Genomic DNA, 12,578 nt, shown 5'->3' on the forward strand with positions numbered 1-12,578 from the left:
TGGACGTGCTCGAGTGCACGTCCAACTGCGGTTTCCAGGATGATGCGTTTCACCGACGGGAACGCGAGAGCGTTTTGGCTATAATCACACATCCGGATCGTGATGCCGGTGTCTTCGCGACAAGTTCGTCTGACACCGCCATGCTCCCGCCGTCCAACAAAGGAGAGACGAATGATTGCGCCTTTCAAGGCATTCATCATCGAGCAGGACGAGAACAAGAAAGTGGTCAGCGGCCTGGGGACGATGGAGGCATCCCGGCTCGATGCCGGCGAGGTCACGCTGAAGGTGCATTATTCGAGCATCAACTATAAGGATGCGCTGGCTGCGACTGGCGCCGGCAAGATCATCCGCCGCTTTCCCTGCATCGGCGGCATCGACATGGCGGGCGAGGTGGTCGAAAGCAGCGATGGCCGCTTCAAACCTGGTGATCACGTCATTGCGACGAGCTTCGACATAGGTGTCTCACACCACGGCGGTTATGCCGAATACGCCCGGGTGCCGGCGGACTGGGTTGTGCCGCTGCCCGACGGGCTCGATCTCTTCGAAGCAATGGCGCTCGGGACCGCCGGGTTTACCGCTGCGCTCGGCGTCGTCCGCATGGAGGATAACGGACTGGCGCCGCACAACGGACCGGTCATCGTGACCGGCGCGACTGGTGGTGTCGGAGCTCTCGCCATCGACATGCTCGCCCAGCTGGGTTATCACGTTGTCGCGCTGACCGGCAAGGCATCCGAAACCGAGTATCTCAAGATGCTCGGTGCGGCCGAGATCAAGCTGCGCGCGGAGATCGATTTCGAAAAGACACGGCCGCTCGAAGCTGCACAATGGGCTGGCGCGGTCGACAACGTCGGCGGGCAGATCCTGCATTGGGTGCTGGCCACCATGAAGCAGGCCGGTACCGTAGCGAGCATCGGCAATGCAGCGAGCTTCAATATCTCGACCACTGTATTCCCCTTCATCCTCCGTGGCGTCAGTCTGCTCGGCGTGGATTCCGGTTACATGGGGTTCCCGACCCGACAGCGCGTCTGGGACCGGTTGGCCGGCGACCTCAAACCTCGTCATCTCGATGCGGTGACCCGCACGATCGATCTCGATGAACTGCCAGGAGCTTTCGACGCCTTTATCCGGGGCGAGGTCAAGGGGCGTACCGTAGTGCGCATTGGTGCCTGAGGGAGGTTTGAACATGCAGGCTGCCAGTGATGACCAAGTGGACCTGCCCAAGATCCTGATCGTCGATGATTCGCGGATGGTCCGCGCGAGCATCGTCAAGCAGATTCGTGGGCGTTTCGAGTTTCGAGAAGAGGCCGATGGCGAGGCGGCCTGGCAGGCGCTGGTCATCGATCCCACGGTGGAGCTGGTCCTGACCGACATTGGCATGCCGCAACTGGATGGTTACGGCCTGCTTGAACGGATTCGTGCATCCAAGCTCCCGCGCTTGCAGCATATGCCGGTCATCATCATTTCGGGTGACGAAGACGACGCAGCCCGAGAGCGTGCGCGCATGCTCGGCGCCAACGATTTCGTCATGAAGGGCACAGGCAGCACGGAGTTGCTCGCGCGACTCGATTCACTCGCACGCCTGGCTCGCGCCCGGCGCGAACTCGAAGAGAGCCGCGCGGCGCTGGCGAATCGTGCCGTGACCGATCCTACCAACGGCTTGCCTACCGAGGCCTATCTCGCCCGTCGAGGCGAAGAGGCACTGGCGATGGCTCGGCGCCACTTTGGCGAAATCAGCGTCATGGTCATCGAGATCGATCGTTTCGACGGTCTCGCCTTGCGCCATGGTGCCGAGGTGCCGCAACTGGTCGCGCGCAAGCTCTCTCGCATTCTGACAACCAAGGTGCGCCAGGAAGACACCGTTGTCGAGATCGCCCCCGGTCGTTTCGCGGTGCTCTCGCCGGTCAGTGATGCGCTCGCGTGCTGTTCTTTCGCCTTTCGCATGCAGCAGGCCATTGAAAAACTGGTCATGACGTATCGCGAGGAACGCATCCGCATCAGCGTCAGCGTAGGAGTTTCCAGCTCGTCTGCTGACGCTGTCGAAGCGATAGAGGAACTGGTGGACCTCGCGACCGAGCGAATGCTCGACGGTCAGCGTGCCGGTGGCAATCGGGTTGTCGGCGAACAGGGCGAGATCAATCGGGCGGTACTCGAACGGATGTTCGCCCGAGTCGTCAGCGTCGACCAGATGCTCGGGCGTATCCGGCGTGGCGAAAGCACCCAGGTGCTCGAGCGGTTGCCGGACGTCATCGCAACGCTGTTACCATTGCTCGAACTCATTGAATCGGAGCAGGCCTGCGGCATGCCGCTGGAGGCTCTGGCGCGATTGGCGCATAAAGACGCCAGCACGCACTGAACGCGCTTCGCTTCCGGCAAGGGCCGGGTCGGGGCGCATATTGCTTGAGTGGAAGGGAATCGTAAAGGGAGAGGAAGTTTTATGACGACATATCAAGAGTTTCACCGCCGTTCCATCGAAGACCGCGACGGTTTCTGGTCCGAGCAGGCACAGCTGGTGCACTGGAACAAGCAACCGGAGCAGATCTGCGATTATTCGCGCCCGCCGTTCGTCAAATGGTTCAAGGGGGGCGAGACCAACCTTTTCTACAACGCGGTCGATCGTCACGCTGCCGAGCGCCCTGACGCCAATGCGCTGATCTACATCTCCACCGAAACCAACGAGGAGAAGGTCTATTCCTTTGCCGAGTTGCAGCGCGAAGTCGAACGCATGGCGGCGATCTACCAGGAGCTCGGTGTCCGCAAGGGCGACCGCGTGCTGATCTACATGCCGATGATCGCCGAGGCAGCCTTCGCGATGCTCGCCTGCGCGCGCATCGGCGCGATCCACTCGGTTGTGTTCGGTGGCTTTGCGGCCAACTCGCTCGCCACGCGCATTGACGACGCCAAGCCGGTGCTCATGGTCAGCGCCGATGCCGGCATGCGCAACGGCAAACCGGTGCCTTACAAGCATCTGCTCGACGAAGCCTGCAAGCTTGCCGAGTTCCCCCCGCAGAAGGTGCTGCTCGTCGACCGGGGCCTCGACAAGGGTTTCCCGCGTGTCGAAGGGCGTGACGTCGACTACGCCGAACTGCGCGCCAAGCACATGGATGCGAAGGTACCGGTGGCCTGGGTCGAGGCCACCGAGCCGAGCTACATCCTCTATACGTCCGGTACCACGGGCAAACCCAAGGGTGTGCAGCGTGACACCGGAGGCTACTGCGTGGCGCTGGCCGCGTCGATGCAGCACATCTTCAGCGGTGATGCGGGAGAGACCATGTTCTCGACCTCCGACATCGGCTGGGTGGTCGGCCACAGCTACATCATCTACGGCCCATTGATCGCTGGTATGGCCACGATCATGTACGAGGGCACGCCGCTGCGCCCGGATGCCGGCATCTGGTGGCAGATCGTCGAGAAGTACAAGGTCAGCGTCATGTTCTCGGCCCCCACCGCAGTGCGAGTGCTGAAGAAACAGGACCCGGCCTGGCTCAAGAAGTACGACCTGTCGTCGCTCAAGCACCTGTTCCTCGCCGGTGAGCCGCTGGATGAAACCAGCCACAAGTGGATCATGGACGAGCTCGGCATCCCGGTCATCGACAACTACTGGCAGACCGAAACCGGTTGGCCGATTCTTGCGATCTGCCGTGGTGTCGAGCAGAGCCCGATCAAACTCGGTTCGCCGGCATTCCCGGTGTACGGTTACGATCTGCGCATCTACCGTGAGGATGGCACTGAGTGCGGTGCCAACGAGAAGGGTATTGTCGGCATCGTGCCGCCGCTGCCGCCGGGCAACCTCTCCACCGTCTGGGGGCAGGACGAGCGCTTCATCTCAACCTACTTCAGCCTGTTCAAGGAGCCGCTGGTCTACTCCTCGTCCGACTGGGGCATCAAGGATGAAAACGGCTACCACAGCATCCTCGGGCGCATGGACGATGTCATCAACGTCGCCGGTCATCGACTTGGTACTCGCGAGATCGAGGAGGCGGTTCAGACCCATCCAGCCGTTGCCGAGGTCGCAGTCGTCGGCGTCGCCGACGAGGTCAAGGGTCAGATGCCTATGGCCTTCGCGGTGCTGAAGGATGCGAGTGCTGCCGATACGCCCGAAAAGGCCGCCGCGCTCGAGAAGGAAGTGATGAAGCGGGTCGACGCCAGTCTTGGCGCGATCGCACGCCCGAGCCGGGTGCACTTCATCACCGGTCTGCCCAAGACTCGCTCCGGCAAGATGCTCCGCCGCTCCATCCAGGCGCTCGCCGAGGGACGCGACGCAGGCGATCTGACCACGATCGAGGATCCGAGCACGCTCGATCAGATCAAGGCGGCGCTGAAGGGCTGACGCTGACCCGTCCAGCCTGAAAGGCAAAAAAAAACGCAGCCATGAGGCTGCGTTTTTTTTGGGGGGTGACGAACACGCGCGCCAGAGTCTTGGGCGACTTAACAGGGCTGCCCGGTCAAGGTTGCGCACGTTTCAGACCGAGGTCGGCGTCCATGTCGGCGACCAGCGGGTTCCGATTGAACTGGAAGCGGCCGCGCGTTGCAGATAGTCGTAAATGCTCCGTCGGGCGACGCTTGCGCCGGTTTGTTTCTCGGAAGCAACGCAGATGCCGTCTTCCACTCGTCTGCTGGGCAAATGCAACAGGACAGCAGGCGCATTGACTCTCGGACAGAGGGTTTCCGGGCCGACGATCCGGCATCCGGCCATGCGCGTATAGTAGGCGGCGTGTCGTGGATGGACTTCCATCACGAAGTCTGTCGCGCCGTAGGTGCGGACCGCGACCCGATAGGCGGCATTGAAGAGCGACGCCAGCGCGGGCTGTGAGCCGAACTCCGGATCGGCAGCCAGGCGGGTCAACTCGCAGAGGCGCCCGCCAAGCTTGCGGTGTGCCTCGATCTCTTGCGGATACAAATGTTCGGCGAGCAAGCCTTGAGGGCCGTCACTGCGCACCGAGACGGTGGCGACCACGCGCGAACCATGCAGTGCGGCGATCGTTGTCAGCTCCTGGTCGCACTGATTTCCTCCAGTTGCGCCCAGCCTCAACCCACGTTCGGCATAGCGTTTCTCGATCAGCATGGCGACATCGGCTTCAATGGATGAGCCTCGCGACACGACGACGAAACTGACTCCGTCCGGTGGGCGCTGCGCTGTGTGAGTATCACGGCGCTCGACGGGGAAGCGCGTCGCGTCGCGGAGTCGTGTAGAGATTGAGTTGATCATGTCGCCGATTGCCTGTCGTCGTGGTGTGACTTGTGTCACGCTTCGAGTCGAAAAGCGCTTGACGATGACTATATACAATCCGTCATAGAAGAGGTGTTGAAAGGTGTAACTGGATATGCAGGATTGGCGCCGGGCACACCTTCCAAGAGATGAGTGCCTGTCAGGTAGCGACCAAGCCGGTGACGCATGCAGGGTGGCGAAGTGGCGAGCAGGGAACATCGTCGCCCGTTGCGAGCGCGCTTGAATGTTGCTTCGTCCCATTCGGCCCGGCGGTTGCTCGATGAGCCTTGTAGCCAGCTTCGATTTCGGCGCGGATCTCGTTCCAGATCGGCCTGAAGATGAATCTCATGTTCCGCGTGACCGAGTCAACATCCAGCATTGATGGCACTCTGGTCCCGCGATGCTGGACCGGGGTGCCGATGTGCTTGATATCGACGCCCAGTCGGGCGAAGTGAGTCGCCAGTCGAGGCTCCGTGAGTACGAACAGGGTTTCGATACCCTCGATCTGCGCCATCGCAATCGCGCCGAGATAAAGCCCTATTGGTATATAGGGAAATCTGGGGTTCGTGACGGATCCGAAGTCTTCCTCTTGCAGCGGCATCGGCGAGGCTGCATCGCCCCGACGGCGGCGATAGACCGAACGAACCGCGAGACGGGAAACTTCGCCGATACTGGATCGTGGCAGGCGTGACGGATCCACGATCATGCGATCGAGCGCATTGGCACAGGTCCGTTCGAATGGCAGCGGCGCATCACGATCGTCCGGCCTGGTCATGATCAGCCTGACGCAACCGACGGGGCGTCTGGATTCGCGGCAACTTCTCAGCAGACAATGGACACTATGACCGTCGTATTCGTCCTGCTCGAGCCTGTCCGGTCGAACCGCTTCGTACGCCAGTTCCTCGCAGTAGACTTCATGTCTGATGCGGTAGACTGCATGAAGCAGGCTCTGGTCGAGGGCCGGGAGGATCTCGAAGTACTTCCGGAAGCCGTGGCCGAGGTTGAAGCGGTCGAAGATTGACAATAGACCCCCCTTGCGTGTGCTTCTGTCACTCGCGGCCGCGGAGTGCGTCGATGATGCTCATTCGCGTCGCTCGCCATGCAGGAAGAATTGCCGCAAGAACGCACGCGATGATGCCCACAAACCATGCCTCGACGATGATGTCGGGTGCGAGCCTTATATAAGCATCATAGCCCATCTCGGAGTTCGGTGGAGGTGGCATCGGGATGCCGATTCCCGAGATGAACAGGGCGATCGAGATGCCCGCCACAACACCGAACGTGGCCCCGAACAGGCCAATGAGAGTGGATTCATAGACGATCAAACCCACTACGGTAGTGTTCTTGTTGCCGAGCGCGCGCATGGTGCCGAACTCCCAGGTTCGTTCCATCAGGCTCATGTTCACCGCGTTGATGACGCTGAGGCAGACCATCAGCAACACCATTGCCTTGAGAAACCCGAATTGCTGCGCGTAAAGATCAACGGTTTTCTCGTAGAAATCATTGAGCTCCCGCCAGTCGAGCACCGAGAGATCCTGTGTCGAGAGACGGGCGCGGGCGGCGCCGACGAAAGCGTCGGTGAGAGCAGTGTCATCGAGCGACACAACGAGCTTGGATACGCCACTCGTGTCGAGCAGTACCTGCGCATCCGAGAGCGCGATACGCACTGCCCGGGCATCGAAATCCTTGGAGAACGTCTGAAAGACACCCACGATTTCGATGTCCAGCGTGTTCATCGCGCCGTCGATCGTGCTGACCAGAAGCGTGGCCTTGTCTCCAGGGGCGAGTTGCAAGGCATGGGCTACGCCTTCGCCGATCATCGCCCCGAAGGAGTCGTCGGGTTGCAGCGCGCGGCCCGCCTTCATCCTCAGATGGGTGCCGAGGCGCAACTCCCGCTCAGGTTCTATACCCTCGGCGAGAATGGCGTAGTCCGTCCTTCCATTGTTCAACAGGCCAGAGAACGCAATGCGCGCCATCGCATCACGGACGCCGGGAGTCTCGAGCAGTTCGGCTCGAAGTGCCTCATGGTTTTCAAGGAGATGACGCTCGGGTGACCGGGATCCATGAGTGAAGATCGCCGCTTGCCCGATCTGGGCATGGCCGGATTGGGAATGGATCAACGCTTCGCCAAGCTGAATGAAGATGTCGCGCACGAAACCGCCTGACACGACCAAACCTGAAACGCCGAACACGATCGCCGCCAGGGTGATTGTCGTCCTGATGCGGTTGCGAAGCAGGTTGCGGAAGCTGAGCGTAAACATGTGAATGCCTTCACTGTCGCGCGCGCAGCGCGTCGACGATCTGCAGGCGCGAGGCCCGCCAGGCCGGGTAGATGGACGCCAATACCGTTGTGCTGAATGCCACGACCGAGGCGGTCGTCAGGTTCTGTGCGGACAATCGGATTCCGGCGTCGAACCCCCACGCCATACCGGGTCCGGGCGGCATGGGAATGCCGATCGCACTCAGGACGAGGGCGCAGACCACCGCGAGCGCAAGGCCCGCGACTACGCCGACCGCACCCAGAATGCACCCTTCAAGCATGAACATCGTCAGCACAGCGTGCCTCCGGGCGCCCAGAGCCATGATGGTTCCAATTTCTCCGGTTCTTTCCATCACGACCATCATCATCGTGTTCGAGATCGAGAGCACGATGATGACCGCAATGATGACGTAGATGACCCCCACCTGTTTGGACAAGAGCTCGGCGCTCTTCTTGTAGAAGTCGGCCAGATCGTGCCAGGGGACGAATTCCAGTCGCTCAGCAGCGAGCCTTTCTCGCAACAGTGTGACCGCACCGTCGGTATCCTCGGTACGGTCGAGCAGAATCAGGCGCAAATGTTCGCCCTCGGCTCGTGTCAGCGCGCGCGCGAGTGCGATCGGCACCCTGAGTGCGACATCGTCGTAGGCCTTGGTAATGGATTCGAACACCCCGACAAGCGTCGCTTCGACCGCACTGATGCCACCGTCCGGCGTGTTCGAGATCAACACCAGTCGCTCGCCCACTGCAATCTGCAGGTTGTCCGCGAGCCCGCGCCCCACGATGACCGTGTCGGTCTCCCCGGCCATCAGATTGCGACCATCCGGAAAGCGAAGCGCGGCTGACAGCAGGGCCTCGGCAGCGGGATCCACCCCTTCGCCGATGAACGAAAGCGTCTGTTCGCCCGAACTGGCCAGCCCCGAGATCAGCATGCGCGGTGCCGAGGCCGTGAAACCGGGCAGCGATGCTAGCGTCGAGAGCTCGGCGGGCGAGGGAGAGCCGAGCAGATAGGCGTGCGGGTCCGCACGACCCCCTTCGAGAAACCCCGGTTTCACGACCTGGATGTGTCCAAGCTGCGAGCGGATCGTGTTTTCCCGTCCGAACTCGAGGTTCCAGGCGATGAAACCCGACGCAAGAATCATTGCGACCATACCGAACACGATGGCAACGAGCGCGGCGCGGCTGCGGCCGACCTGCCGGATGACATTGCGCCAGGCGCTGTCCAGGGCGGGATGTGTCGCCATGGCTGGGGAAGTTTCAGCTCTGATTCGGTCGGCGAGCGAGCACGTTGTAGCAGTTGCCCGCCACCTCTTCAGAGACGATTTCAAAGCCGCTCTCCATCAGGCGCCGACGGACATCGTCCTGCTCATAAGGGGTGTAGAGAATCCCCTTGCGAATGCCCCAGTCATTGATCCACTGCGCAATCGACCTGAAGGGCTGGATTGTGCGCGGGTATAGCAGCGCGTTGGCAGCGAGCGTGCCCCCGGGTTTCAGGACGCGGAACACGTCGCGCAGTGCCCCATCGACCTCCGGGAAGCAATGCACCGAGTTGGCGATATTCACCGTGTCAAAACTCGCGTCAGGATAGGGCAGCGCAGCCGCATCCGCGTGGCGGATCGTCACGTTGGGATTGCCGGCAAAGCGTTTTCTGGCGCCATCGAGCATCGGTTCTGCGTAGTCGATGCCGGTCACCGTCACATCCGGAAGCCGCTTCAGCTTTCGCCATCTGAGCACCAACTCGAGCAAGGTGCCGGTGCCGCAAGCCACTTCGAGGTGCTGTGCACCAAAGTTCGGCCCGAAGAAGCGCAGCTGGTTCCAGATGGTGCTGTTATACGCGAAGGTGAGGATGAAGAAGCCGCGGATGTCATACCACCAGGGGGGCGAGTCGTATGCCTCGGCGATCTCGTCGCGATTTTTCTTCTCCATATTTGACCTCTTGAGGTGTCTGTGAAACTGCAAATGCGCTTCACTTATATCACTCTACAGAATCCAGAGAGCGTGTGGAGAGTGGGGCGTCTGGCAAAGATGTCTTATGAGTATATTCAAGGGTGTGGCCTTCTTGCGAGGTGTCGAAAAATTTTACACTTCCGCCGATTCGTTTCTTGATCGAATAGGTAAGTAACTAAGGAGATTACGGAAAATATTCATGGCATAGTCTTTGCTAAGAGATGTGTGAGCCCCCGGTTTCGGGGCCAACGGCCAGAAGGAGAAGAAAAAGTGATGAAGTTTGCAAAGGGTGTGCTTGCTGCCGCGTTGGTTGGGACCGCTGCGTTGTCGGCTCAGGTTCATGCCGCGCCGTTCGGCCAATTCACGGTTGATCAGACCAGCATCACCGCCGGCCTTACGCCGCTTGCGCTAGGTATAGGGTTGGGCTCGGACACATTCAACGCGGACAAGGTCACGGGGTTCTACAACGAGGTGCTGACGATCCAGGCCGACGGAAGCTTCGTGACGAATGCCTATGCCTACATGAATGCATTTTCGCGGGAGCAGGGTACGCTGCCGGCGATTGGCTCCCTGGCTGGGGCTAGTTACAATCTGTATGCAATCTTCACCTCCGAGGGTACCTACAACTTCGACACCAATGTGTTCAGTGGGTTGACCGGTGAGTTCCGCTTCTATCTTGATCCGCTCGCGAACACGCTGCTGAGCCTTGGCGCAACTGGCTCTGACCCTATCGGGGTGGCAAATGGCGCCGATGACTACCTGCTCGCGGTTGCGAAGAACATGACCTTCGCGACGGGCAACAACATCGAGCCGGGCTCCTTCAAGTTCATCTGGGATGACTTCACGCTCGAGGATCCGGCCGGCAGCAACTTCTTCATCAAGCCGGAAGACTTCTTCCTGAATATCGAAGTCACGGGCGATTTCGACCGATTCAACGTCGTGATTGATCCTGTAACACTCGTTACGACGGTCAGGCCGACTGGTGATGTCAGTGCCGTCTTCTTTGCGGTGCCTGAGCCGGCTTCGTTGGCCTTGGTTGGTCTTGGCCTGCTTGCGCTTGGTGCAGGCGCTCGTCGCAAGCGGATGCTTCCCTCGTAAGCCCTAAACGAAAGACACAGGTCTGTTCTTGGAGCGCCCCCTTTTGGGGGCGTTTTTCGTGATGGTGAATCGATATTTGGGGTAACGTACGGGTTTGGATCATCGGGCAGGGCGTTGCTTATGACTGGTTCCGCAACCCGGGTAGTTCCACCTCCTTTTTCACAGTTGTGCCCATTCGGCATCAACCGGTCGGGTTCCCACTTGTGTGCTGGACTGGACGGCTTCAAGTCATGACTTCCGAGTTTCAGGCACTGGCGGCCTTCTCCCGCAATATCGGTTGGGTTACAGAGGCTGAACAAACGTCGCTGAGGCAGGCACGCGTCGCAATCGCCGGCTTGGGCGGTGTCGGCGGAGCGCACCTTTTGACGCTCGCACGCCTCGGCGTCGGCCGGTTCAATATCTCGGATTTCGATCGGTTCGAACAGCACAACTTCAACCGGCAGGTGGGCGCGTTCATGTCGACGGTCGGAGAACCCAAGCTCGACGTTCTTGCGCGCATGGCGACCGATATCAATCCCGAGGCTGAAATCTGTCGCTTCCCCGACGGCGTGACCCACGAGAATGTCTCAGCGTTTCTCGATGGCGTGGACGTGTACGTTGACGGTATCGACTTCTTTGCGATGGATGCGAGGCGATTGATCTTCGCCGCATGCGCCGAGCGGGGCATCCCCGCGTTGACGGCTGCACCCCTCGGCATGGGCGTGTCGTTCCTGTACTTCGACCCCAAAGGGATGAGCTTTGAGGACTACTTCCGGCTGGAAGGCCACGACAGACCAGAGCAGTTTGCGCGCTTCATCGCGGGATTGTCGCCCGCGATGCTGCAGCGTGACTACCTGGTGGTGCCGGGAGCGGTGAACTTTCGTGATGAGAAAGGACCGTCGACCGCCATGGCCTGCGACCTGTGCGCTGGCCTGATGGGCACGGCGGTGCTCAAACTGATCCTCAAGCGCGGGGTAGTGAAGCCTGCCCCATGGTCAATGCAGTTCGATGCCTACGCGCTGCGCCTGAAGCACGTCTGGCGTCCCGGTGGCAACGCCAACCCGCTGCAATGGCTGCTGCTCAAGCTCATACGGCCGCGTTTGAGAGGCGAATGAGAGGCTCGGGGGAGCGACGGACGGGCGTTCGGTCGCGGCAATAGCCCGTGGGTCCGGCCGCGCTCAGCATGCTGACTCTTTTGGTTGCAGGCGCCTCTCGGAAAACGACAGTGGCCAGACGTCGCTTCGGCTTGATCAGCTGGCGCCCCGCCTCTGCGTGATGTCTGCTCCTTCACGGGAGCGGGTCACTGAAGTCTTCTAAGGTATTCGCGGGTAAACATGCGCTCCGGGAGATCGCGCAGTGCCATCGCCTCGTATTCCAGCACCGAATAGTCTCCCGGCTTGAGCGCGTCTTCCATGACGAGTCGTGTGGGCCTCATCTGCCCTGCGAGTTCGCGGAAGTTCTCGTAACGGCAGGTCTTCAGCAAACGACCCGATAGCGCGAAGAACTCGGCCCTGACAGGGCGATTATCCACGATCGAGACCCAGTACCTGACCCGGGCGTAGGTGACGCCGCGGTCCGTAGCCGCAAGCTCGAGTAAATGGCAATCGATGCCATCGAGGATTTCACGACCGCTCAGGCTTGGATCATAGTCGCCCGCAAAGTTGGCGCGTGCCAAGTCGCCGTTGGCCACCTGGCCCGTGAGGCGCTGGGCGAGGGAGAGGCGGACCGGCTGGGAGACCGTGGGCATGAAAACCCACAGGTCGCGGCCGCGCATCAGCAGTGCCTGGCCGCGTTCCGAGGCAGGAGATACGGTCAGCACGATGGTGTTATCGTTGCCGCGTGACAGTACGCGATAGCGACGCTGATCTCCCTCCACGCCGTCGTTGAAGTTGGTGACGGTAATGTCAGTCTGAAAACTCTCGCGGGGAAACCGGATTTCGTCCGCCCGTTCGACGATGGCGCGGGCATCCGCGGCTGTTTGCGACCTGGCGCTGCGTGAGAAGAACAGTGCCGGCGCGAAGGCGCCGACAGTCAGTGATGAAAGCACCGCACGACGCGTTCGAAAGCTTCGGCTCATGGGTGTATCCTTAT

Annotated in this window: 11 protein-coding genes; 5 read left to right on the top strand and 6 right to left on the bottom strand. The window is 60.7% G+C overall.

From position 1 onward, the window contains the following. Positions 1-174 precede the first annotated feature (174 nt). The 3 genes from GPA21_RS02600 to GPA21_RS02610 all read left to right on the top strand — a co-directional run bounded on the left by GPA21_RS02600 (position 175) and on the right by GPA21_RS02610 (position 4,327). Positions 175-1,170 carry an acrylyl-CoA reductase family protein gene (locus GPA21_RS02600; protein ID WP_168986687.1) on the top strand — a complete coding sequence of 332 codons (996 nt, stop codon included), beginning with the start codon at positions 175-177 and terminating at the stop codon, positions 1,168-1,170. 13 nt (positions 1,171-1,183) lie between these two features. Further along, positions 1,184-2,353 (top strand): GGDEF domain-containing response regulator, encoded by a 1,170-nt coding sequence (locus tag GPA21_RS02605; RefSeq protein ID WP_168986655.1) that lies wholly within the window; start codon positions 1,184-1,186, stop codon positions 2,351-2,353. An 81-nt stretch (positions 2,354-2,434) separates the two neighbouring features. Continuing rightward, a complete protein-coding gene (locus GPA21_RS02610) occupies positions 2,435-4,327 on the top strand; it encodes a propionate--CoA ligase (RefSeq protein WP_168986656.1) in 1,893 nt (630 codons plus the stop codon). A gap of 132 nt (positions 4,328-4,459) precedes the next feature. On the opposite strand, the gene GPA21_RS02615 is transcribed toward GPA21_RS02610, so the two are convergent. The 5 genes from GPA21_RS02615 to GPA21_RS02635 form a co-directional block, all read right to left on the bottom strand. Continuing rightward, positions 4,460-5,206: an N-acyl amino acid synthase FeeM domain-containing protein gene (locus GPA21_RS02615; RefSeq protein WP_168986657.1), complete on the bottom strand. Its 747-nt coding sequence runs from the start codon at positions 5,204-5,206 to the stop codon at positions 4,460-4,462. A 160-nt stretch (positions 5,207-5,366) separates the two neighbouring features. Further along, positions 5,367-6,230 (bottom strand): PEP-CTERM/exosortase system-associated acyltransferase, encoded by an 864-nt coding sequence (locus tag GPA21_RS02620; RefSeq protein WP_168986658.1) that lies wholly within the window; start codon positions 6,228-6,230, stop codon positions 5,367-5,369. Between the two features lie 25 nt (positions 6,231-6,255). Then, a complete protein-coding gene (locus GPA21_RS02625; RefSeq protein ID WP_168986659.1) occupies positions 6,256-7,467 on the bottom strand; it encodes an ABC transporter permease in 1,212 nt (403 codons plus the stop codon). Between the two features lie 10 nt (positions 7,468-7,477). After that, entirely contained in the window at positions 7,478-8,707 is a 1,230-nt protein-coding gene (locus GPA21_RS02630) for an ABC transporter permease (RefSeq protein ID WP_168986660.1), read from the bottom strand. 13 nt (positions 8,708-8,720) lie between these two features. Continuing rightward, positions 8,721-9,389: a class I SAM-dependent methyltransferase gene (locus GPA21_RS02635; protein ID WP_168986661.1), complete on the bottom strand. Its 669-nt coding sequence runs from the start codon at positions 9,387-9,389 to the stop codon at positions 8,721-8,723. A gap of 246 nt (positions 9,390-9,635) precedes the next feature. Here GPA21_RS02635 and pepA point away from each other — a divergent pair, with 246 nt between their 5' ends. Then, the gene (gene pepA, locus GPA21_RS02640; protein ID WP_168986662.1) at positions 9,636-10,508 is read left to right on the top strand and encodes a flocculation-associated PEP-CTERM protein PepA; all 873 of its coding nucleotides are present in this window, start codon (positions 9,636-9,638) and stop codon (positions 10,506-10,508) included. Between the two features lie 230 nt (positions 10,509-10,738). Beyond that, positions 10,739-11,602: a ThiF family adenylyltransferase gene (locus GPA21_RS02645; RefSeq protein WP_168986663.1), complete on the top strand. Its 864-nt coding sequence runs from the start codon at positions 10,739-10,741 to the stop codon at positions 11,600-11,602. A gap of 185 nt (positions 11,603-11,787) precedes the next feature. Here GPA21_RS02645 and GPA21_RS02650 read toward each other — a convergent pair whose 3' ends face one another. Further along, positions 11,788-12,564, bottom strand: coding sequence for an outer membrane lipoprotein-sorting protein (locus GPA21_RS02650; RefSeq protein WP_168986664.1), 777 nt, complete (start codon positions 12,562-12,564; stop codon positions 11,788-11,790). Positions 12,565-12,578: the final 14 nt, after the last annotated feature.

It is taken from the genome of Azoarcus taiwanensis, from assembly GCF_012910885.1.
GTDB lineage: Bacteria > Pseudomonadota > Gammaproteobacteria > Burkholderiales > Rhodocyclaceae > Azoarcus_F > Azoarcus_F taiwanensis.

Excerpts from the sequence above, each read along its gene's own strand:
- GPA21_RS02635 (WP_168986661.1), bottom strand. The coding sequence starts at position 9,389 with ATGGAGAAGAAAAATCGCGACGAGATCGCCGAGGCATACGACTCGCCC.
- GPA21_RS02625 (WP_168986659.1), bottom strand. The coding sequence starts at position 7,467 with ATGTTTACGCTCAGCTTCCGCAACCTGCTTCGCAACCGCATCAGGACG.
- GPA21_RS02605 (WP_168986655.1), top strand. The coding sequence starts at position 1,184 with ATGCAGGCTGCCAGTGATGACCAAGTGGACCTGCCCAAGATCCTGATC.
- GPA21_RS02630 (WP_168986660.1), bottom strand. The coding sequence starts at position 8,707 with ATGGCGACACATCCCGCCCTGGACAGCGCCTGGCGCAATGTCATCCGG.
- GPA21_RS02610 (WP_168986656.1), top strand. The coding sequence starts at position 2,435 with ATGACGACATATCAAGAGTTTCACCGCCGTTCCATCGAAGACCGCGAC.
- GPA21_RS02650 (WP_168986664.1), bottom strand. The coding sequence starts at position 12,564 with ATGAGCCGAAGCTTTCGAACGCGTCGTGCGGTGCTTTCATCACTGACT.
- GPA21_RS02645 (WP_168986663.1), top strand. The coding sequence starts at position 10,739 with ATGACTTCCGAGTTTCAGGCACTGGCGGCCTTCTCCCGCAATATCGGT.
- GPA21_RS02615 (WP_168986657.1), bottom strand. The coding sequence starts at position 5,206 with ATGATCAACTCAATCTCTACACGACTCCGCGACGCGACGCGCTTCCCC.